This window comes from Pseudomonas sp. BF-RE-21 (assembly GCF_019947305.1).
Taxonomy (GTDB): Bacteria; Pseudomonadota; Gammaproteobacteria; order Pseudomonadales; family Pseudomonadaceae; genus Aquipseudomonas; species Aquipseudomonas migulae.
This window is the reverse complement of record NZ_JAGYGF010000021.1, coordinates 56,601-77,199: the sequence shown is the minus strand read 5'-3', so window position 1 is coordinate 77,199 and position 20,599 is coordinate 56,601. Positions and strand designations below refer to the sequence as shown.

The following is a 20,599-nucleotide window of genomic DNA, read 5'->3' as shown; positions in this document are numbered from 1 at the left end:
GCTCCTACAGATCTCGGGTGTGTTCGGGATCGCGGGTTGACGCAAAACCTGTAGGAGCCTGGCTTGCCGGCGATGGCGATTTCAAAGACGCCTTCGCCAGCAAGCCGGCTCCTACGGATCACAGGTGTGTTCGGGGTCGCGGGTTGACGCAAAACCTGTAGGAGCCAGCTTGCTGGCGATGGCGATTTCAAAGACGCCTTCGCCGGCAAGCCGTGCTCCTACAGATCTCGGGTGTGTTCGGGATCGCGGGTTGACGCACAACCTGTAGGAGCCGGCTTGCTGGCGATGGCGATTTCACTGACGCCTTCGCCGGCAAGCCGGCTCCTACGGATCACAGGTGTGTTCGGGGTCGCGGGTTCACACACAACCTGTAGGAGCCTGGCTTGCTGGCGATGGCGATTTCATTGACGCCTTCGCCGGCAAGCCTGGCTCCTACAGGTTTGGCGTTTATTGATTGATCGTCATGACTTCCATAATCACAACTCTTCCGCTTTCGCAGTGTCGGCCAGCTTCGGCTGTGCGTTGCGCTCGTGCACATGGCGATGCGGTGTCCGGTCGATGTTCAGGCTGAGGATTTCCGGACGGCTGTAGTGGCCGCGCCCATCCATCTGACGCTTGCGCACTTCGATCTGGAACAAGTCGATGTCGGCAATGACTTCGCCTTCACCTTCGGTCAGTGCGCCGACGACTTCACCTTGCGGATCGATGATCGCGGTGTAGCAACCGCCGGAGATCGGACCAATGCCGCAACCAGTGTCAGCCATGATTTGTGCCTGTTGTTCCGGGTACAGCCAGGCCGTCGAGTTGACCACGAAGCACGCCGATTCCAGCGCGTGCATGCGGATGCTGACTTCCATCTGGCGGGTAAACCGCTCACCGGCGAACGAACCGGGGTACATCGAGGCGTGAATCTGTTCGCCATCCTCGATCAGGGCGTAACGCGCCAGCGGGTTGTAGTGTTCCCAGCAAGCCAGTTGACCAATGCGGCCAACAGCGCTGTCGGTGGCACGCAGGCCGGAACCATCGCCCATGCCCCAGATCATGCGCTCATGATAGGTCGGCGAAATCTTGCGACGTGCCTGAATCAGGGTGCCGTCCGCATCGAACAGCAATTGCGTGTTGTACAGGGTACTGCCATCGCGCTCGTTGACGCCGATGGACACCACCATGTTGGCGTCCTTGGCGGCTTTGCCAATGGCATCGGTGGTCGCGGAAGGCACGACGACAGCCTGATCGAGCAATTTATAGTGCTCGGAACCCATTTCGAACGGCGCCTGCACAAAGGAAAAGTACGGGTAGTACGGCACGATGGTTTCCGGGAAAACGGCGAACTGCACGCCTTTCTCGCCGAGTTCATGGATCTTGTTGACGACCTTTTCTACAGTGCCTTCACGGCTGTAGAGCACAGGTGCGATCTGGACGGCAGCGGCTTTGACGATGGTCATGGCGGTGATCTCAGTGGGGAATGGGCTTCAACGAGATCGAGATTACGCCAATAATATTTTGTCTTAAATGCCAAATACGCCACCTTTTAAGCCACGCAAATACCTTGCTGGCGATGGCGTATTTGAAATCGCCATCGCCAGCAAGCCGGCTCCTACAGATCGAGGGGATGTTCGGAATCCCGGATTCACACAAAACCTGTAGGAGCCGGCTTGCCGGCGATAGCGTTTTCACGGACGCCATCGCCGGCAAGCCGGCTCCTACAGATTACGCGGAGGTTCGGAATTGTGGGTTCACGCAAGTCAGCCTCGATTCGCACGCTGGATGACTTGCGGCGGTTGGCCGAAGGCGCGAATAAACGCCCGGCGCATCCGCTCGCGATCACCAAAACCGGTCTCTGTCGCCACCACATCGATGGCGTGCCGGCCGGTTTCCATCATCAGGCGCGCGGCCTCCACCCGCAGGTTTTCAATGGCCTTGGCAGGAGACTGACCGGTTTCAGCATGGAAGACGCGACTGAACTGTCGCGGGCTGAGGTTGGCGGCGCTGGCCAGTTCCTCGACCGACAGCTCGGACTTCAAATGCTGTTTGGCATAGGTCAACGCGGCTTGAATGCGGTCAGTCTTGGGTTCGAGTTCAAGCATCACCGAAAACTGCGACTGCCCGCCCGCGCGCCGGTGGTACACCACCAATTGCCGGGCCACCCGCCGCGCCACTTCGGCACCGAGGTCACTTTCCACCAGGGCCAATGCAAGATCGACACAGGCACTCATGCCGGCAGCGGTCCAGACGTTACCGTCGTTGATGAAGATCCGGTCCTCCTCCACCTTCACCTTCGGGTAAGCCCGTTGCAACGCAGGCGCATGGCACCAGTGCGTGGTCGCTCGCCGCCCATCGAGCAGACCGGCCTCGGCCAGCGCGATGGCACCGGTGCAGATCGATCCGACCCGGCGAGAGCTCTGACTGGCGCTGCGCAGAAACGCCACCATGCCCGATGAAACCGGACGGATCAGGTTGTCGCCCATTACCAGCAGCGTGTCGAACGAGCGCTGATCGAACGCGGTGGTTTCCACGCCGAAGCCGGCGGAGGTTTGCACCGTCCCGCCGTGTTCCGACAACAAGGTGAGGCTGTACACCGGCTCGTCGGCGGCGCCGTTGGCCATTTCGAACGCCGCACACATGGCCAGGCCCAGCACCTGGAATTCGGGGTAAACGATGAGGCCGATCTCGTGCATGACGCCAATTCCTGATGACCGTAAAGGAGGCTTGATAGCTTTTAAGGCCATCTAACTTGCACTGTACGCCCTGATCAGGTCTACACCTAACGGAAAGCCGTTGGCCGACAACACGAGGCGCCGGCCGTGGTCGATGCGTTGAACTATGCGAAGTTCTGAAGGAATAGCGGCTGGCACTCAGTGCCGAGACATCAACCCATGCAGCACACCGAACCGCAAACCGGGCTCGGAGGGTGTCATGTGCGAGACGCCGAAGACTTTGAACGCTGCCAGCATCAGCACCAGCCCACCGGGCAGGATGCTCAGGCGGTGACTTTGCAGGCCCGCGAGCCTGAGTTGATTGACGTGCCCCACTTCCAGCAGGCGCAGCGACAGGCGCAACAGGCCGCTGTAGGTAATGCCGCTCTGGCCTTCGTCGTTCAAACCGTTGGCCTTGAGCACTTTGGCGAGCATCCGTGCGGTGCCTGATGAGCCGATCACTTGCTGCCAGCCCAGCGAGCGATAACGGCGCGCCACGCGTTCGAATTGCAGAGTGGCGACACGCTCGGCTTCCAGCAGTGCGGGTGCCGTGATGCGCCCACCTTGAAAATAACGCGCACCAAAGGTGCCGCTGCCGATGGCAATGCTCTCGGTCAACAGCGGCTGCGCGCCCTGCCCGAGGATCAATTCCGTGGAGCCGCCACCGACGTCGATCACCAGCCGTTTGCGTTCCGTACCGGGAACCGTGTGAGCCACACCGGCGTAAACCAGCCGCGCTTCTTCATGCCCGGAGATCACGTCGATGCGAAAACCCAGATGCCGCTCTGCGCTGGCCAGGAACAATTGGGCATTGTCGGCTTCACGCACGGCGCTGGTCGCCACCGCCCGCACACGACCGGGCTCAAAGCCGCGTAACTTTTTGCCGAATCGCGCGAGTGCCTGCCATCCGCGATCCAGTGCCATTTCGTCCAGCGCACCGCCCTGAAAACCCTCTGCCAGACGCACCGGCTCGCGCAGGGTTTTCACTTCCTGGATCACCAGTTGCTGATTCCGCTTGACCGACTGGCCGATCATCATGCGAAACGCATTGGAACCCAGGTCGATGGCCGCAAACAGGGAGGCATCTCCTTTCATTGAGGTATTCCTTGCAAATTCATCTGTCAGCAGACCCAGGCCCGCTGAACGTTCAAGACGGTTTGCAAGAATTTTTACATGGGTTCGATGACATCCAGATGACATCGCTAATGGGCCTCTCCGCCCTTGGGCTTATAGAAGAGAAACATGCTGGTCTCGGTGGTCTTGATGTATTTGCCGGCCCAATCGGGGTGCACGTTGCGGTCGTGAAAATACATCGCGCCGTGGGTGCGGTCGTTGAGCTGCTTGTTGAGCGCCTTGCGCGCGATTTCCTTGGCGATCGTGTATTGGGTTTCTTCCTGGACCTGATCGGAACGCCCGTCACACCACCAGGAAAACTGGCAATTCTTGGTTTCAGAACCTTGTTTGACCACCGCGCACACCGTGTCCGGAAAGCCCTCATGGCCCAGGCGATTCATCACCACGCTGGCCACGGCTTCCATGTCGGCGGAGGACTTGCCCTTGGCTTCCCAATAAATGGAGCGCGCCAGGCAGGTGATTGCATCGTCCAGCGGCGACGCGCCTGCCGGGTCGACCGCCTGCACTTCGGAGGTGGTAATCGCTTCGGACTTGGGCACCGGCACATCGGCCCCCTTCTCCGCCGCTTTCTGTTCCAGCACTTCGGCCTTGTTTTCGGCCGTTTCCTTTTTTTGTTCCTGTTCAGTCGCCGCTGCCTGGCCGCTGAGTAGCGTGATTGCAAAGCAGGTCGCTATCCAAATCAAGCGCATGATCGCCCCTTCTGAGTGGACTGGATTCAAGCAACAAACTGTCGACGCTGAGCGCCCCTGGCCGGCGACATCGCTTGATTGTAGTTGCCCGTTTTCATTTCGACAGACGGCCGACAACCTGTATTTCGGTGTGAAAAGGCATTGCGCTCACGGGGGTGAAATCGCGCATCATGGGCGCAGTCCGAACAAGGGAGATTTCCATGCGTGTCCTGCCACCCGTTTTGCGTCTTGCCACGTTGTCGCTGGGGCTGTTGTTCGCCATGAATGCACTGGCGGCCGACGAGAAACAACTGATCGACTCAATCAACGATTACCGCAGCCAGAACCAGCGGTGCGCAGGTCAGGTCTCGTCAGAACTGCCACCGCTGGCGGGTGATCCACGGCTGGCGTTGTCCGCCTCCAGCATCGGCAATCTGCAACAGGCCATGGTTGCCGCGAATTATCCGATGAAGAACGTGCAGGCGATCAGCCTGTCCGGGCCGCGCGATGCGGCGGCGGCGATGAAAGCGATCCAGGAGAGCTTTTGCCAGATCGTGCTCGATCCGCAATTCGTCGACATCGGCGTGAGCCGCCAGGACCGTGAATGGCGCATCGTGGTGGCCCGTCCATTGTTGAGCGCGCGCCTGGGCGACTGGCAGGCGGAAGGCCAGAAGCTGCTGGCCGAACTCAACGTCGCCCGCAGCCGTGCACGTCAGTGCGGCACGCAATCCTTTGCCGCCGCCACGCCGCTGACCTGGAACGCCACACTGGCGACAGCCGCCGAGACGCATGCGCGGTCCATGGCCAACAACAATTACTTCGATCACAAGGACCGCGACGGTCGCACGCCGGGTGACCGGGCAGAACTGGCGGGTTACAGCGGCCAGCAGATCGGCGAGAACATCGCCGCCGGGCAAGACAGCGTGCGCAAGGTCGTCGATGGCTGGGTCGCCAGCCCCGGCCACTGCGCCAACCTGATGAACCCGCAGTATCACGAGCTGGGCGCGGCGTATGCGGTGGACCCGAAGAGCGATTCGGGGATTTACTGGACAGTGATGTTTGGTTCGCCGTAAACCGCATCTCCTGTAGGAGCGAGCCTGCTCGCGATGGACGTAAACGATGACGTGTTCTTCCTGAATGAACGCGGCGCCCTGAAGTCCATCGCGAGCAGGCTCGCTCCTACAGATACAGGTCGGCGTTTGGCGTTGTCATAGACTCTGTCAATCAACTGGTCATCTAAAGTGATTGGACGCCCCGGCCCGTTGCTTCTAGCCTGCGCGCACTCATTTCGTGAACAGCGCCCTCCGACACAGGCAAAGCACCATGATCGTCCGCCCCAAACCCAATCTGATCAACATCCTCACTTCGCTCAAGGGCTCGATTGCCAGGAAAATTGCGCTGCGTTGTCTGATGGTGACGCTGCTGGCTTCCATCATCGTGCTCGTGGAAACCCTGCACCCCAACTACTTCTCCAAAGTGAACGCGACGCCATTCACCTTGCTCGGCCTGTCGCTCTCGATTTTCATGAGCTTTCGCAACAACGCCTGTTACGACCGCTGGTACGAAGCCCGTAAAGCCTGGGGCGAAATGATCGTCGCGATCCGCTCGATGATCCGCGAAACCCAAGTGATCAAGGACGCGCACGCGCGGCAGACCATCCTGCGCAACCTTTGCGGGTTCGCCCACGCGTTGAACGCAAAATTGCACGGCAAGCGCGAACTGGACGCCGCTGGTGAGTGGCTTGAGCCGAGGCCGGACGACAACGCGCCGGACATCAGCGGACGTATTCTCAACCATGTCGGTGAGCAATGTTCAGCACTCGGCGGGTCCGAAGCCATCAGTGAGTTTCGCTACACGATCATGGCCAACCACCTGACGAGCCTGAGCCGTTCGCAAGCGGCCTGCGAACGGATCAAGCACACGCCGCTGCCCTTCGCCTACACCCTGTTGCTGCACCGCACGACCTACCTTTTCTGCCTCTTGCTGCCCTTCGCCATGGCAGAGTCGCTGGGCTGGCTGACACCGGTTTTCACCGCCATCGTCAGCTACACGTTCTTCGGCCTGGATGCGATTGGCGATGAATTGGAGGACCCGTTCGGGCGTGACGAAAACGATCTGCCGACCCATGCGATGGTGCGCAACATCGAGCGCGAAATCCTCGCGGCACTGGGTGAAACACAACTTCCCCCGGCCCTTGAACCCGTCGATTTCGTGTTGAGCTGAAACGCCAGCGGGACAGGTTCAGGCCTACGCCTGAACCACCTCGATCCCCAGTTTCCGATAATCCCCGACATCGCCCGACGCCACATGGCGCTCGGTGATCAGCGTATGAATGCGGTTGCACGGCGCGACCACAAACGGCTCGACCGCGCCCAGTTTGTCCGCCGTGGTGACGGCGATCACCTGCGAAGCACTGTCGAGCAGCGCCTGTTTCACCGGCACCTCATCGAAGTGCAACGAGCTGATGCCGACTTGCGGATGAATCGCGCAAACCCCGGTGAACAGCACATCCGCCTTGATACCCTGCAACAAGCGCAGGGTCTCGTGTCCGCTGACCGACATCGTCGCGAGGTTGAGTTGCCCGCCTGCCAGAATCACCTTGATGCCTTTGTATTCGGCCAGGGTGATGGCGGTCATCGGCGACGTCGTGATGGCGGTGATGGAAATGTCCGAAGGCAACGAACGTGCGATCTGCAGCGTGGTGGTGCCGGAATCGAACATCACGATCTGGCCATTCTCCACGCGACTGGCGGCGAGCTGCGCGAGGTGGGTTTTCACCTCATCGGTTTCGCTGACCCGCGTGAAGTAATCCTTGCCCGTGTCCTTGGGCCGAGGCAGCGCGCCGCCGTGCACGCGTTGCACCAGGCCTGCCGTGGCCAACTCCGACAGGTCGCGGCGGATGGTGTCTTCCGAGACGGCGAAATGCTGACTCAACTCGGAGGCCATGACCTTGCCGTCACGTTCGAGGATCAGCAGGATTTTCTGCCGGCGCAGATGAGGGAGTTCGGCGGCCGAGTGATGGTCGTGCATGTTTATGCCTGAGTTTGCGGGTTTGTGCGAGATTAGCCAAACCTTTGTGCAAACACAATCGATGTAGGGCTCAGGGTGCCCCATCGCCGGCAAGCCGGCTCCTACAGGATTGCGGTGAAGCGTCAGTTGATCGCGATTTGGGCCACATGGCCTGAGGTCACCAGCGCCTTCAGCGAGGTGTCGAACTGTTTCAGTGCATTCACTTGCAATGCGGTTTGCTGGTCGATCTGCGCGGCGATCTCCGGCGCGGCTTTGCCATGCACCCAGACCGAAGGCATTTGTTGTGTGCGCGAGCCCTCGGCCTTGCCGATGTATTGCAGGTTCGAGTCGTAGAATTTGGCCATGAACCGTGCTTCAACCTGGTTGTTGCGCTTGGACACCAGACGGCTGTAAGTGTCGAGCATCACCACCACGTCCGGGTGCGCCTGCACCAGCGCATCGAGGTTGTCGTAGACCGTCACCGAGGCAAACTCTTTCTGCAACGACCCCATCAGCCAGTTGATCGCCCGTTTCGGATCGGAGCTGTCGACGAAGGCGCTGCTGATGCGTGAATCCAGTTCAGGGTTCTTCGCGCCGTTCAGCGCGACCGAGTGGTATTGCTCAAGGTATTCGAGGGTGCTGACGGTGTTTTCGCTGTAGAGCACGCCCACTGATTGCGCGTGCTGCAAGCTCGCGGCGCTGTCGGCGACCGGCGGGAAGTGGCAGGACTGTTCGGCGGCGTATGCCGGCACGGTGGCGGCAACGCTGCCGGTCAGGACAGCGACAAGGGCCAGCAGGGTAGAGATTCTCATCGCGCAGGTTCCTTCGGTGGCGAATTCGGTATGTGGCTATCCTCCTCCCTTGGCGAAAAAACAGAACTTGCGATTCTTGATGATGGTTATTGATCAAACGAATGGTTGCGGCAAAAGGGATCGTTACCCCCTAGCCTCATGCCCCCGGCCGATCAACAACCGGCGCATGCTGCGCCATCAACTCGACCACCCAATCAATAAACACGCGCAGCTTCAGGCTGATGTGCCGGTTCGGCGGGAAGGCCACATACAAGGGCATCGTCTCGAGACTCCAGTCCTCGAACAGCGGGACCAATTCACCGCGAGCCTCGTAGTCCCGGGACATGTATTTGGGCAGCCAAAGCACACCGAGCCCGGCGAGGCCCGCCGCAAGAAATGCGTTGCCATCATCGACGGCCAGCACATATCGTCCTTTGACCTGCACACGCTCACGTTCGTTGTACATCGCGTAGGGCACCGGTTTGCCGGTGCGCGCCCACAAAAAGCCGACGACTCGATGTTCCGAATCCTCCAGCTCTTGCGGATGCAAAGGCACGCCGACGCGAGCCAGATAGCTCGGTGCTGCAAACACCCCAAGCGGCAGGTCAGCGACACGCCGGGCCATCAGCGACTGGTCCATCAGCTCGCCGCCGCGCACCACGCAATCGACGTTTTCATCGATGATGTCGACGATGCGATCGCTGACGCCCATGTCGATCTGGATGTCCGGGTATCGCGCATAAAACGCAGGCAATGCCGGCACCAGAATCATCCTCGCCAGCGGGCTCGGCACATCCACGCGCAGCCGGCCTCTGGGCAACGTCGACGCACCGGACAGGCTGGTTTCGGCATCGTCCATGTCGGCCAGCAGCCGCAACACCCGCTCGTAATAGACGGCGCCATCAGCCGTGACGTTGACCTTGCGCGTGGTGCGGTTGAGCAACTTGACGCGCAACCGGGCCTCCAGTTGCTGCACCAGTTGGGTCACGGTGGTCTTGCTCATGTGCAGGGTTTCGGCCGCCTTGGTGAAACTGCCCGCCTCCACCACGCGCGCAAATGCCTGCATTGCATCAAAACGGTCCATTGCAGCCCCAGGTATCGATAGGATTGTTTGGATATCACAAACAGTGCTGGCCAAGGTTGCTCGTTTATCGCCCCGATGCAAGTCCTTACAGTCCCTTCATCGTTCACACAGAGCCCTTGATGGAGGCCTTTCATGACGCAGCGCGATGTTGTTTTCCCAGCCAAACGCCAGGCGCTATATGAGCGCAATCGCTACTCGCCGGCTATTCGCTCCAACGGCTTTTTGTTCGTCTCGGGGCAAGTCGGCAGCGCTGAGGATGGATCGCCCGAACCGGATCTGGAGAAACAGGTGCGGCTCGCCTTCACCAATTTGAACGCGATCCTCGTGGCGGCCGGTTGCACCTTCGACGATGTGATTGATGTCACCGTGTTCATCGTCGACCCCGAATCGACCTTCGAAACCATCTGGAAGATCGTGCCGGAGTTCTGGGGTAACGCACCGCACCCGACGTTGACCGGAGTCGGCGTAACGTGGCTGTATGGCTTTCAATTCGAGATCAAGGTGATTGCCAGGCTTCCAGACACCGCCGAGGAATGAACTGACGCCTGCACAGGGGATGAACGCGTTTTCCGTTCGGCGTTAGAATCGGAAAATGTTCAGCCCACACTTTTGAGGATGACCCAGGCATGTCCACACCCGACATTTCCCTGCAAGACACCGCGGCGCCGGAAGGCGTTTGTTATGGCTGTGGCAGCCGCAACCCGCATGGGCTGCACGTCAAGAGCTACTGGCATGAAGACGGCGAGCATGTCATCGCCGAGCACGTGCCCGACGCCAGGTATTGCGGCTGGCCGGATCTGGTCTACGGCGGTTTGATCGCGATGTTGGTGGATTGCCATTCCAACTGGACCGCCATGGCCTATCACTACCGGGCGGAAAACCGCGACGCCGCCAGCCTTCCGCGCATCAATTGCGTCACGGGCAACCTCGGCATCAAGTTCATCAAACCGACGCCGATGGGTGTCCCGCTGACCCTGCGGGCGAAAGTCGAAGGTGATGTCGGGCGCAAGACTCGGGTCATCTGCGAGATCTACGCCGGGGACGTGCTCACGGCGGTGGGCGACTCCACTTTTGTTCGCGTGGACACCGCTCAATTGGCCGACGTCGCGCACAACCGATAGGTCGCCGCGTGATAACGTGCGCGCATCCTCTTTTGGAAGCGCACGCCCATGTCCATCGCCGACAATCTTCTCGCGTTTACCTTCGCGGCCACGTTGCTGACACTGACGCCCGGCCTCGATACCGCATTGATCCTGCGAACCGCAACCGTGGAAGGCCGACAACAGGCCTTCCGCGCGGCATTGGGCATCAATGCCGGCTGCTTCCTGTGGGGCGCTGCGGTCGCTTTTGGCCTGGGCGCGTTGATTGCGGTCTCGGAACTGGCCTTCAACGTCCTGAAATACTGCGGCGCCGCTTACCTGGCGTGGCTGGGCCTGAACATGCTGCTGCGCCCGCGCCGCTCGCTGTCGCCCCTCGAAACCGACGCAAAACCAACGGCCAACTGGTTTCTGAAAGGCATGATGGGGAATGTGCTCAATCCGAAAATCGGCATTTTTTACGTCTCTTTTCTCCCACAGTTCATTCCCCAGGGCCAGTCGCTGATTGCCTGGACATTTGGCCTGGTCAGCATTCACGTGGTGCTCGGTTTGATCTGGTCGTTGACGTTGATTCGCGCTACACAACCACTCGCCCTGGTGCTGCGGCGTGAAAAAGTCATCAAGTGGATGGACCGCACGACGGGCATGATCTTTGTTCTGTTTGCAGCGCGGTTGGCGTTCAGCAAGCGGTGAGCAGCGCTCCCCTGTAGGAGCCGGCTTGCCGGCGATGACGTCCGAACGGGCAACGTAAAGTTCAAGACCGCATCGCCGGCAAGCCGGCTCCTACAGTTTTGTGTTTCCCGGGACTGTGTGAAGAACCCAAAAAAATGCCCGCCTCTTGCGAAGCGGGCATTTCGCTCACGGGTTATGCGTCGTTTTCAGTGCGGCCTGCGTTAAAAACTCGCTTTGACCGACACCATAAAGTTGCGTGGATCACCGTAGTAGTTGCCGAAGGTTTCGGTACCGATGGTGGCGTAGTAGCGCTTGTCGAACAGGTTGTTGCCGTTGAGCGCTACCCGCCTACTTCTGTCAGCCTGGGGACGCGCTACACAGATCAGCCGTTGGTGCGATCGGTCGCCTTGGCTTTGCTTTCGGCAACAGCGGCTTCAGCCTTCTGTTTCTGTGCAACCTGGAAGGCTTCCATCGAGACTTTCCGGGCCGACTCCATGCGTGTGAAGGTCCGATCACCGCCACCTGTGGCCATAGCCAGAGTGGAAGCGGTCAGAGCGGCGGCGACGAAAAGAACTTTCATGGATTTCATTTGGGTATCCTCAAGTAAGAGTTTATTAATAGATAACAGTGGTAGTTATTTGCTAAAGCATTACTTGCTTATTCAACCTGGCTTTAGCATTAAGCCAGGGCGGCGTTTTGTTGCGTCCAGGTGCCTTGCTCCATACGCCCGTCGGTATCTCTGCTTTTTGCCCAGGCGGTGAGCATTACCATCATTGCGAATCCACCAACGATGAGAACCGGATAGGCTGCCAGCAACTCGATCAGCGAGTATTTCCAGGCCAGCGGACGACCAACACCCAACATGGCGGCATAGAACCACGACACACCAGAGAGCGCACCCGAGAACAGCGCCAGCATGCGAAGGCTGAAGGAAAGTTCAAGTAACGAACCGGCTTTTTTCAGCGCTGGCAATACAGCGCTATGCAACAGGAAGCCGTTAAATGTCAGCAGTACAACGATCCCGATTTTTGCTTGCAACTTTGGATTCTGGAAATACTCCATCCCCTTGCCGGCATAATCGATCCCGATAATGCCAATGCCCGTAATCCAAAGGGCTACAAGTGCAAGTACGACGGTTTTTTGAAGGCTTTCCATATGTGCGTCATCATGGTGACCCGACACGTCCCCCTTCAGGAGTTGCTTGACCATTGCAACGTCACTGGTCAAGACAAGACCGATTGCAACACAGCAGGCGATAAGATGGAAATATACAACGCCCAAACGAAAATATTCCACGGCGGACGAAGAAATCATACTAAGTTCCATGGTTACCTCTTGACTTCAATAGTGAATCAACATAGTTCTCGGCACAGACTGATTGGAGTTTGCCGTTGCTGATTGTAATTAGGATCCAACAATTATTATTAAATAATCTCGCAGTGTTACGCTGCCAGGATAATAGTGATTTTCGCGAATGAACTTTTAATCATCCGTACTTAGTGCATATGAGGTTTAACTTCCGCTTCTGGGGTCGGCGAGATCCAGAACCCTATCGGCGAGCGGATCAGGCAATGCTGGTGGGATTTGCCGGGCTTGCGCCCCATTCGAGGAAACGGATCTTGTGAACCTCACCCAGGCTGTCTTCATAGACCAGGGTCACCGGTACCACGCCTGTCTTGTTGGATGTATCAGTGCGCTGCAATACCCGCTTCACATCGATTTCCATACCGTAGTGGTAATCGACGGCTGAGACATGCGCGCCGGGTTCTTGCAGGCCGTTCTGGTCGAAGACAGTTGGCGCGAGACTGGAAATCACGGCACTGACAATTGTGGCCATGTTCATAAGGCTGTACCTCCACTGAAGTTCTCTTAACGAGGACTTAATGTGACACGTGATCAAAGTGAAGTTCACTTCACCGCGACGAACGCGCCGATCTGAGTCGCCTGTAGTGGCTTCAGGCCCCTAGCAATTCCCCGCGCTTGACGCCTTACGACCATTCGTCCATTAAACGCCGTATTTGTTGGGCCAAACGGCATTTTTGAGTGAGGTCATAACATGTTATGACGGATTTTCAAGCAAGATTTCACGTGCTGGCTGTGATGGCACATGGACCGAAAACGTCTGCGAGCCAGGGTGAGAAATATCGGGTATTGGCCGATTTCTGCCGTCCATGACTGCCCGAAATCGGCCAGTTTCCGCCGTTCGAGCGTCCAGGTTCAGTACTTGATATCCCGGGCTTTTTGACGTCCTTCCTGCTTCGTTTGTCGCTTGTCTTGTCGGCAACCGGGATTGCTCTGGGCATCGGCTGCTCGACAATCCTGTTTCGTCTCACGCGCACCCTGGCGCGTCTCCTGCCTGACATCGCGCGCGGAACGACGCGTCTCGGCTCGTTCGGTGGCCGCCCAAGCTGCCCCGTTCGCCACCAGAAGAAAAATCATCGCTACCCAACCAAACGTCCTGTGCTTTCTCATAATCTGATCTCCAGGAACTCGATGTCGGAATTTAAGTACAGCTGATTTCCAGACGTCCCGCAGGCTGAGGAACTGCCATTCATCCAAGCGATATCCATTGCTCGAGCCCAAGGGGGCAGCTGGTGAGCATCATTAATGATGATGGTTTGTATGATTTTCACTGAGCCATTGATGACGGTATCTGGCCGAATGCAGTCGCTCGTGAACGGCAACAATCGGCCAGAAGCGGGCGCTGGCTACCAACACTAGCAATGAAACAGCAGCGTTTCGATGGTTCACTCAGCGCAGAAGGGATCTGCTTAAAGTTTTCCGCAGGTAGCTTGCTGACGAAGGGCACAAATGCTTGAACTGAGCTGTCTGGGTAATTGCGACAGGCGCCTTACCCCTATCAAGCAGTTCGTACCCATTTGCCGTGAAAAAATTAACAGCACTTTGGGTCAGCAAATGCAGTCGAGCTGCGCCTCGGGAGACCGCGTATTGTTCCAGTTCCGACAACACCGCCGTACCCAGTTCCGCACCGCGATGTTTCTCGCAAACGACCATAGAGCGCAGTAGGAGATCGGGGCCCGAGCCCTCCAACCCACCATAAGCAACCAATTCCCCATCCACGTCGAATCGGTAGAACTGCCGCCCGGGATCGCTCACATCATCGTAGGGTAATCCAGCTTGACTCAAAGACGCACGGAGCTGATTCAAACCGCTCGCTCCTACTTTAATCATCTGCATCGTCAGTGCTCTTACTAGGCTCTCTGACCTCAATGCTAGCACGCTCAATCTTTATCCCCGATAAATCGAGAACGGCACTGGAATTCGTCTGCTTCGGGTCGTTTTCTGCCTTTCGCCACCGGCAGCTATGGGTCGAATGTTGTCTGTCGCGAAGGACGCAACCGACCCAAAGCAGCCTCTGATTACCGACCGCTGTCGGTCGATTTAAAGTCATTGTTTAACCGGTTCCGTTTTGCACATTACCGCAAACTCGTAGCCGTTGGTAAACACGCACTATAGTGTGCTGTTTTCGAAATAACTTACCCACGCACCTTCGCCTCCATCACCTCGTGTGCTCACCGGATCTTACTCAAGATTTCCTCTCCCTCTGCGTTCCAAACGTACCGGGGCGGTCGCGCTTCGGGTGATCAGGCGCCAGTTCGGTTACCTGAAGGTACGCTATCGTGGAGTGATGAAGAACACCGCTCAGTTGGCCACTCTGTTCGCCGTGTCCAACCTGTGGATGGCTGATGGGTATGGGTGAGTTGCGCGTGTAGCGCATAGAAATGGGCTGAAAAGCCCGAGAATAGGATGCTTTCGCGATAACTTGGCACTGAACGTCATGGAACTTTCAACTCGTGGCAGGTACCTTGCAAGTTGATCTGAGCTTCCGTAAAGAAAGGTTGAGGAGTGTCACTAATGGCTGATTTTGCGTGGTTCTTGTTAGGTTTTATACCGGCACTAGCATTCGCGACCCACTCATTTGTCGATCACAGAAAGGCCACAGGAAAGCCTATAGGTGAAGCATTCAAATTTTTTAATAAGGCGCTGGCCGTTCTGGTTGTACTAGAGCTTATTTTCTTCGTCTGGATGTTTATCGCTAGATCCTAATATTAAGGTACTCATAATGCATGTCGCATGCTGATTTCCAGTATTAGTGCAGAATTCGATACTCCGATATCCCTATCATGCTGTTTTCAAAATAACTTACCCACGTACCTGAGTTTCCATTACATCGTGTGTTCGCCGGTGCGTAATTTTCAAGGCGCTCACCAGGAATTCTCCAAGGTAGGAATGACACCTGAAGTCTAGTGCACGTATGGAGAGAGTTATTTCGCGAACATCACACTAGCGCGAAGCCGTGGACCCTTTGTTCATCCGTGATTTAACGGTATGTTGGAGCCCTCAACTCAAGGACGACCCATGGCCATCCACGCTCCCACTCCCACCCAAAAACATTTGGCAGTGTTGATCGACGCCGACAATGCCCCCGCAGCAATTGTTGAAGGTTTGTTCGAAGAGATCGCCAAGTATGGCGTCGCCAACGTCAAGCGGATCTATGGCGACTGGACTGGTCCTCAGTTGGGTGGATGGAAAAAGGTGCTACTCGACCATTCGATTCAGCCCATCCAACAGTTCGCGTATACCAAAGGTAAGAACGCAACAGACAGCGCCTTGATCATCGACGCAATGGACCTGCTGTACACCCGACGCTTCAACGGCTTCTGCCTGGTTTCGAGCGACAGTGACTTCACACGCCTCGCTTCGCGGCTACGTGAAGAAGGTTTGACCGTCTACGGGTTTGGTGAAGAAAAAACCCCAAGACCGTTTGTGTCAGCCTGCGACAAGTTCATCTATACCGAATTGCTGCGCAGTGAAGTGCTTGTTGCTTCGAGCAATGGGCATGATCGACCCGATCCCGAGTCATCCGCCGCAATCCAGGCCGTCAAAGTCGCCAGTACCCTAGAGGTAAAGAAGCTACCCAAGGCACCCGTAAGTTTCATTGCAAAGATCTTGGATGACATTGCCGACGAGGACGGCTGGGCTCACTTGGGTGCGCTGGGCGCCAACATCAGCAAATTGAGACCTGAATTCGATCCCCGCACCCATGGTTATAAAAAACTCAGTGAGTTGATCAAGGGGTATCCGGATATTTTTGAACTGCAAATGAGAGGAACGTCGGGAGTGAGCGGTTCAATACTCTATGCCCGGCACCGACAGCCAAGCTCGTAGCACCTGCCACCAACGTCCGCTTTTGGCCGAAAGCGGAGAAAAATTATGCCGCATAATGAAGATGTCAGATCTTTTTTATAGTTGAAAAAAACGGGCGCCTTCAGCGCCCGTTTTCATTCACTCCTTCGTCTGCGCCCGCAATCGCCGACCAATAACATCCATTAAATCACAGCCATCGCGCAACGGAATGGCCAGCAGTTTGGAGAAGTCCGACAACACCACCGTGTCGCAACCAATCTCGGCGCGAAAGGCAATGTTCTCCAGCACCTGAGTAACCGCGCGAATTCGGTAGTCAGCGGCGGCTTGTAGTACGTCGAGTGGGGCTTCGGTGTCGATGAGCAGCGAGGCCGGAACCAGGTCGATTCCGGTGAGGGGCATGTATCTTTCCATAGGTGAGATCTCGTTCAGTTAGAGGAGACCGCCAACAGATCGTCGCCAAACGAATAGGGTGGCAGTTGCGCGCAGGTTGGCGAACCGGGAACGAGTAACCGGCAGACCCGAAGGTCTCCCGCGCGCAACCGCCATAGTACAACGGTTTTGCGGATGCGATGACGCCTGCAAATGAGCAGGCAGCCCTCGCACTCGTATATCAGGTCGCCAAACCTGATCGCCATTTTGGGCGACGGGTAGGACTATAGGCTTCATCAGAACGGCGGGAAAGGTGACGCATTCCGAGGTTTGTGTAGGAATTTTTATAGCGTCCTAGGACCTTTACGCGCCTTCCGTGGGCGACTGCTATCGACTGAAGCGCTCATTCCAGGTCCTCTCGATTTCCCCCACGCAAATGACGCCTTTTTCCTGCCAGGGGTTATAGATGCCCTCTCCGCCCCTGACATTGCATAGGTATAGGGGGTATGCCTATCATGCGCAATACATAGGTAGGGGGGGTATCCCATGAGCCATATTGCAGCAAACAAAGGCGATCTTCTCAAACGCGTAAAACGTATCGCCGGGCAAATCCAAGCCGTTGAACGGGCATTGGAATCGGATCTCGATTGTGCCAAAACACTGCATCTTGTTGCCGCTACCCGCGGAGCCATCAACGGTTTGATGGAGGAAATCATCGAGGACCACGCGCGGGAGCATGTCGCGAACCCTGCTCTCAGCGAAGAGGAGCGTAACAAGGGCGTCGAAGAACTTCTTGAGGCCATTCGCCGTTACTCCAAGTGAACGTAGGTACACACTCATGAGCAGCTCCAACATCAACTACACACACGACCACATGTTCCTTGGCTCAGCGCACGACGAAAATGCCAAGCGTACGCTTTGGGTTGTGATACTGACCGTTGTGATGATGGTTGGCGAGATCACCGCCGGGTATATGACGGGCTCGATGGCGTTGCTGGCCGATGGCTTTCACATGGCAACCCATGCCGGCGCATTGGGTATCGCGGCGGCCGCTTATGGATACGCAAAACGCCACGCTTTCAGCCAGCGTTACAGTTTCGGTACCGGAAAGGTTGGAGACTTGGGCGGGTTCGCCTCGGCGCTGATTCTCGGTATGGTCTCCCTGGGAATTGGCGTCGAGTCCGTCATACGTCTCTTGCAGCCAACGGAAGTTCAGTTCGGCACCGCGACGCTCATCGCGATTGCCGGCTTGATCGTCAACATAGTCAGCGCTCTGCTGCTGGGTCACGGGCATAGTCATGGGCACGATCACGATCACGATCACGATCATGCCCATCATGGGAACGACAACAACCTGAAATCGGCCTACGTCCACGTCATCGCGGACGCGCTGACTTCGGTTCTGGCCATTGCTGCACTGCTCGCCGGTCGGTATCTCGGTTGGGTGTGGCTGGACCCGGTCATGGGCATTGTCGGCGCTATCGTTATCGCGCGCTGGGCATGGATCTTGATGGGGGTCACCGCAGGTGTACTGCTGGATCAGACAGACGCACACGTTGCCGAGGAAATCCGTGAACTGGTTGAGAAACCTGGGGATGCCACCATCACTGACTTGCACGTCTGGCGAGTTGGACCACAAGCTCATGCGGCCATCGTCAGCGTCCTTGGTGAAGCCACTGCGAACGCCGACAGCATTCGTGAACGTCTGAAGCCGGTTCATGAAGTCAGCCATCTGACGGTCGAGTTTCGACCGGCCTGATTCAGCCCCCCCCTCCACTGCCTCCAAAGGAAACCGTAATGCCCCCAGGGAAACGTGAACTGGCGCAGATCGAACGCCGATTGATTGCCACGCTCACTGATGCGTGCGAAACAGCAAAAGGTGAAATCAAGGGTTTTACCTGGCTCACCCACATCACTGACCTGAACGCATTGGCTGAAACCCTGAAGGTGATCTGGGTGTTCGAAACCCTCGCTGACAAAAAGCTCGCCCAGGTTAATGCGAAGACACGCATCTTTGAGCTGACGGCCATCGCCTTGAATGAGGCCAACATCGATCTGAGCCCATCAGACCTCAATGTCCGCTTTGACTCCGAGGAAGAATGCCAGCGCACTCACGGTGGTGATTGGCAGAAGCGCCTGGCCAAGGGTTATTGACGATGGCTAAAGAAATCGAAAACCCCTGCATCTCGGTTTGCCAACTGAGTGGCGATCTGTGTGTGAGTTGTGGGCGGAGCAAGGAAGACATCAGAAAGTGGAAACGCATGAAGCGCCCTGAAAAAATGGCCGCTGTGCAAAGGGCGAATGTGCGCTTGAAAGGGTTGAAGAAAGCGCAGGGGTAGTCGCTTGAACTGGATGACCGCAATTGGGATTTAAGGGGATTCCAGGGACAGACCACATTTATAAAATGTGGTCTGTCCCCTAATAACCCCATATCGTGGTCTGTTCCCAATTGTTCCTTACACACTACTAGACTGATAGGCCGCCAGAAATTGAATCCCGCTCTCACCATCAACCCGAAAGATGGCTCTATCCAAATAGCAATTGCTGGATGCAACTTTGTCATCGACAGTACATTTACCTCCGATACCACAGCGGCACCACTCGCGCAGCTCTACCGATCCGAACAGGTTCACAAAAACGGGTACGTGTGGCGTACGTATCAGGGAATCAGCATTGAAGGCGTATCGGGTGGTTTGGCGCTTTCCTTCCATTCTGGTCGACTGACTGAAGTCCATATTGGCGCGTCTGTGCCAACCACAGGAACCGAAACCGGCTGGCCTACGAGAGAATCAATTGAACTAGAAGTCAACTTTCTAAAAAACTCATTCAGGCGACAGCTTTCACGCTCATTCCAGACCGACCTGGAAAGGTTTTCATGGGGAAGCGCTTGGGCCAAATTTGATGAGAAAGGATTCTTGGCTAGCGCTGGAATAAGCTATACACCGATATCACATACCTCAGCACTACCGTCCACATAGGCATCGGCTCTCGGATTTTTATGTTGATTTTAGGCTGATGTCGACTCCTATCAGTTGAATCCACAGCCATATACGGACGCTCGCGGCTTAGCTCAGATCTTACGTATACAGTAATATCCCTCTGCACCGCCCAAGCTATGGAGTCGGGCTTGTAGCCATGAAGGGATCAAGTGAATCTACAACTTGAAATTGAGAGGATTTTTGGGGGCGAAGCATTTGCCAGGCCACTTTTCTATTCCTATCCAGGAGGTTTGCGTTTTGAGCTCTCTGAAACTGGTGGAGTGATTGAGCAATTTCTAACAGCACTACGAAAATCAACAAAGATCTGCAGCGATATCTTCCTTAATGACGCGACGCTTGTTGCTTGTCTGCGCATTCATTCTGGCAGCAACCGATTTGCTCATCGGCCCGTGATTCACGCTCTTCGATCTGCCGGTATTAACATACCCACGGAATGCTCAGTCTGGAGTGAGGAGATAGATCTGGAGGAATGGTTTTGCGAAAGTGAACCGGAGTATTGGATCAACATCGCATTTCAAGCGCCTGTGACTCTGCTTCAAGCATTTCTTTGGTGTGCTTTGGCTAAGGATTTTGCCGCAATTCAGCCTAAACCCGACTGCGCTTTATACCTCTTCAATTTGAAGAAGCACGTCATGGTTTTCCCCTACGACGACAGAGGTATGGATGTGGTTGGCCCCAACAAAGATCTGCTTTCACAGCTTTATCGTCAGCATCATACATACCTGCTGGATTACGACCGACACAAGATGGACACCACATTCGCAGGGCCTGCGCGCTAGCCTCATTGCTTACATTGGTGCTGAAACCGTGCCCACAGCCCAGGATTTCAGGGGCAGACCACATTTAGAAAATGTGGTCTGCCCCCTAATAACCCATGGCTTCATGGCGCCGAATACAATCGGCCCGCTACC

25 protein-coding genes and 1 pseudogene are annotated in these 20,599 nt (G+C 56.6%); 13 read left to right on the top strand and 13 right to left on the bottom strand.

Annotated elements, in window-relative coordinates; translation table 11 throughout:
* Positions 1–476 precede the first annotated feature (476 nt).
* The 4 genes from KGB25_RS15995 to KGB25_RS15980 all read right to left on the bottom strand — a co-directional run bounded on the left by KGB25_RS15995 (position 477) and on the right by KGB25_RS15980 (position 4,519).
* Positions 477–1,445, bottom strand: coding sequence for a nitrilase-related carbon-nitrogen hydrolase (locus KGB25_RS15995; protein ID WP_223435669.1), 969 nt, complete (start codon positions 1,443–1,445; stop codon positions 477–479).
* Positions 1,446–1,745: 300 nt separating this feature from the next.
* Complete coding sequence (locus KGB25_RS15990) at positions 1,746–2,678, bottom strand: GlxA family transcriptional regulator (RefSeq protein ID WP_008044201.1); 933 nt, start codon at positions 2,676–2,678, stop codon at positions 1,746–1,748.
* Positions 2,679–2,855: 177 nt separating this feature from the next.
* A complete protein-coding gene (locus KGB25_RS15985; protein WP_008024127.1) occupies positions 2,856–3,791 on the bottom strand; it encodes a phosphatase in 936 nt (311 codons plus the stop codon).
* Positions 3,792–3,898: 107 nt separating this feature from the next.
* Positions 3,899–4,519: a cell wall hydrolase gene (locus tag KGB25_RS15980; protein WP_223435667.1), complete on the bottom strand. Its 621-nt coding sequence runs from the start codon at positions 4,517–4,519 to the stop codon at positions 3,899–3,901.
* A gap of 200 nt (positions 4,520–4,719) precedes the next feature.
* Between KGB25_RS15980 and KGB25_RS15975 the strand changes: the two genes are divergently transcribed.
* Together KGB25_RS15975 and KGB25_RS15970 are read left to right on the top strand one after the other, a co-directional pair.
* Complete coding sequence (locus KGB25_RS15975; RefSeq protein ID WP_223435666.1) at positions 4,720–5,571, top strand: CAP domain-containing protein; 852 nt, start codon at positions 4,720–4,722, stop codon at positions 5,569–5,571.
* A gap of 250 nt (positions 5,572–5,821) precedes the next feature.
* The gene (locus KGB25_RS15970) at positions 5,822–6,721 is read left to right on the top strand and encodes a bestrophin family protein (protein WP_223435665.1); all 900 of its coding nucleotides are present in this window, start codon (positions 5,822–5,824) and stop codon (positions 6,719–6,721) included.
* Between the two features lie 24 nt (positions 6,722–6,745).
* Here KGB25_RS15970 and KGB25_RS15965 read toward each other — a convergent pair whose 3' ends face one another.
* The 3 genes from KGB25_RS15965 to KGB25_RS15955 all read right to left on the bottom strand — a co-directional run bounded on the left by KGB25_RS15965 (position 6,746) and on the right by KGB25_RS15955 (position 9,382).
* Positions 6,746–7,528 carry a DeoR/GlpR family DNA-binding transcription regulator gene (locus KGB25_RS15965; protein ID WP_008044193.1) on the bottom strand — a complete coding sequence of 261 codons (783 nt, stop codon included), beginning with the start codon at positions 7,526–7,528 and terminating at the stop codon, positions 6,746–6,748.
* 122 nt (positions 7,529–7,650) lie between these two features.
* Complete coding sequence (locus KGB25_RS15960; protein ID WP_223435664.1) at positions 7,651–8,319, bottom strand: ATPase; 669 nt, start codon at positions 8,317–8,319, stop codon at positions 7,651–7,653.
* Between the two features lie 136 nt (positions 8,320–8,455).
* Complete coding sequence (locus KGB25_RS15955; RefSeq protein WP_223435663.1) at positions 8,456–9,382, bottom strand: LysR family transcriptional regulator; 927 nt, start codon at positions 9,380–9,382, stop codon at positions 8,456–8,458.
* A gap of 132 nt (positions 9,383–9,514) precedes the next feature.
* On the opposite strand from KGB25_RS15955, the gene KGB25_RS15950 reads away from it, so the two are divergent.
* The 3 genes from KGB25_RS15950 (at position 9,515) to KGB25_RS15940 (ending at position 11,172) form a co-directional block, all read left to right on the top strand.
* Positions 9,515–9,919, top strand: a complete 405-nt coding sequence (locus KGB25_RS15950; protein ID WP_008024112.1) for a RidA family protein — start codon at positions 9,515–9,517, stop codon at positions 9,917–9,919.
* Between the two features lie 89 nt (positions 9,920–10,008).
* Positions 10,009–10,503 (top strand): PaaI family thioesterase, encoded by a 495-nt coding sequence (locus tag KGB25_RS15945; protein WP_008044189.1) that lies wholly within the window; start codon positions 10,009–10,011, stop codon positions 10,501–10,503.
* Between the two features lie 48 nt (positions 10,504–10,551).
* Positions 10,552–11,172: a LysE family translocator gene (locus tag KGB25_RS15940; RefSeq protein WP_223435659.1), complete on the top strand. Its 621-nt coding sequence runs from the start codon at positions 10,552–10,554 to the stop codon at positions 11,170–11,172.
* 361 nt (positions 11,173–11,533) lie between these two features.
* Here KGB25_RS15940 and KGB25_RS15930 read toward each other — a convergent pair whose 3' ends face one another.
* From KGB25_RS15930 to arsN2, 5 genes are all read right to left on the bottom strand, one after another.
* Positions 11,534–11,740 (bottom strand): co-regulatory protein PtrA N-terminal domain-containing protein, encoded by a 207-nt coding sequence (locus tag KGB25_RS15930; protein WP_008033360.1) that lies wholly within the window; start codon positions 11,738–11,740, stop codon positions 11,534–11,536.
* Positions 11,741–11,829: 89 nt separating this feature from the next.
* The gene (locus KGB25_RS15925) at positions 11,830–12,477 is read right to left on the bottom strand and encodes a hypothetical protein (protein ID WP_223435657.1); all 648 of its coding nucleotides are present in this window, start codon (positions 12,475–12,477) and stop codon (positions 11,830–11,832) included.
* Positions 12,478–12,715: 238 nt separating this feature from the next.
* Entirely contained in the window at positions 12,716–12,994 is a 279-nt protein-coding gene (locus tag KGB25_RS15920; RefSeq protein WP_008033362.1) for a DUF2790 domain-containing protein, read from the bottom strand.
* A 374-nt stretch (positions 12,995–13,368) separates the two neighbouring features.
* Positions 13,369–13,710 carry a hypothetical protein gene (locus KGB25_RS15915; protein WP_223435654.1) on the bottom strand — a complete coding sequence of 114 codons (342 nt, stop codon included), beginning with the start codon at positions 13,708–13,710 and terminating at the stop codon, positions 13,369–13,371.
* A gap of 192 nt (positions 13,711–13,902) precedes the next feature.
* Positions 13,903–14,349 (bottom strand): arsenic resistance N-acetyltransferase ArsN2, encoded by a 447-nt coding sequence (arsN2, locus tag KGB25_RS15910; RefSeq protein WP_223435653.1) that lies wholly within the window; start codon positions 14,347–14,349, stop codon positions 13,903–13,905.
* A gap of 400 nt (positions 14,350–14,749) precedes the next feature.
* Here arsN2 and KGB25_RS15905 point away from each other — a divergent pair.
* The 3 genes and pseudogenes from KGB25_RS15905 to KGB25_RS15895 all read left to right on the top strand — a co-directional run.
* Positions 14,750–14,872: pseudogene (locus tag KGB25_RS15905) on the top strand (IS5/IS1182 family transposase); the annotation flags it as partial.
* 155 nt (positions 14,873–15,027) lie between these two features.
* Positions 15,028–15,219, top strand: a complete 192-nt coding sequence (locus KGB25_RS15900) for a hypothetical protein (protein ID WP_192229324.1) — start codon at positions 15,028–15,030, stop codon at positions 15,217–15,219.
* A 312-nt stretch (positions 15,220–15,531) separates the two neighbouring features.
* A complete protein-coding gene (locus tag KGB25_RS15895; protein ID WP_192229325.1) occupies positions 15,532–16,341 on the top strand; it encodes an NYN domain-containing protein in 810 nt (269 codons plus the stop codon).
* Between the two features lie 117 nt (positions 16,342–16,458).
* Here KGB25_RS15895 and KGB25_RS15890 read toward each other — a convergent pair whose 3' ends face one another.
* Positions 16,459–16,731 carry a hypothetical protein gene (locus KGB25_RS15890; RefSeq protein ID WP_008030842.1) on the bottom strand — a complete coding sequence of 91 codons (273 nt, stop codon included), beginning with the start codon at positions 16,729–16,731 and terminating at the stop codon, positions 16,459–16,461.
* Between the two features lie 504 nt (positions 16,732–17,235).
* Here KGB25_RS15890 and KGB25_RS15885 point away from each other — a divergent pair.
* The 5 genes from KGB25_RS15885 to KGB25_RS30465 all read left to right on the top strand — a co-directional run bounded on the left by KGB25_RS15885 (position 17,236) and on the right by KGB25_RS30465 (position 20,467).
* Positions 17,236–17,511: a metal/formaldehyde-sensitive transcriptional repressor gene (locus KGB25_RS15885; RefSeq protein ID WP_223435650.1), complete on the top strand. Its 276-nt coding sequence runs from the start codon at positions 17,236–17,238 to the stop codon at positions 17,509–17,511.
* Positions 17,512–17,527: 16 nt separating this feature from the next.
* The gene (dmeF, locus tag KGB25_RS15880; RefSeq protein WP_223435648.1) at positions 17,528–18,448 is read left to right on the top strand and encodes a CDF family Co(II)/Ni(II) efflux transporter DmeF; all 921 of its coding nucleotides are present in this window, start codon (positions 17,528–17,530) and stop codon (positions 18,446–18,448) included.
* A gap of 38 nt (positions 18,449–18,486) precedes the next feature.
* Complete coding sequence (locus tag KGB25_RS15875; RefSeq protein ID WP_223435646.1) at positions 18,487–18,843, top strand: hypothetical protein; 357 nt, start codon at positions 18,487–18,489, stop codon at positions 18,841–18,843.
* 2 nt (positions 18,844–18,845) lie between these two features.
* Complete coding sequence (locus tag KGB25_RS15870; RefSeq protein WP_008033373.1) at positions 18,846–19,028, top strand: DUF1289 domain-containing protein; 183 nt, start codon at positions 18,846–18,848, stop codon at positions 19,026–19,028.
* Positions 19,029–19,837: 809 nt separating this feature from the next.
* Positions 19,838–20,467 carry a DUF3885 domain-containing protein gene (locus KGB25_RS30465; protein ID WP_223435645.1) on the top strand — a complete coding sequence of 210 codons (630 nt, stop codon included), beginning with the start codon at positions 19,838–19,840 and terminating at the stop codon, positions 20,465–20,467.
* Positions 20,468–20,599 lie beyond the last annotated feature (132 nt).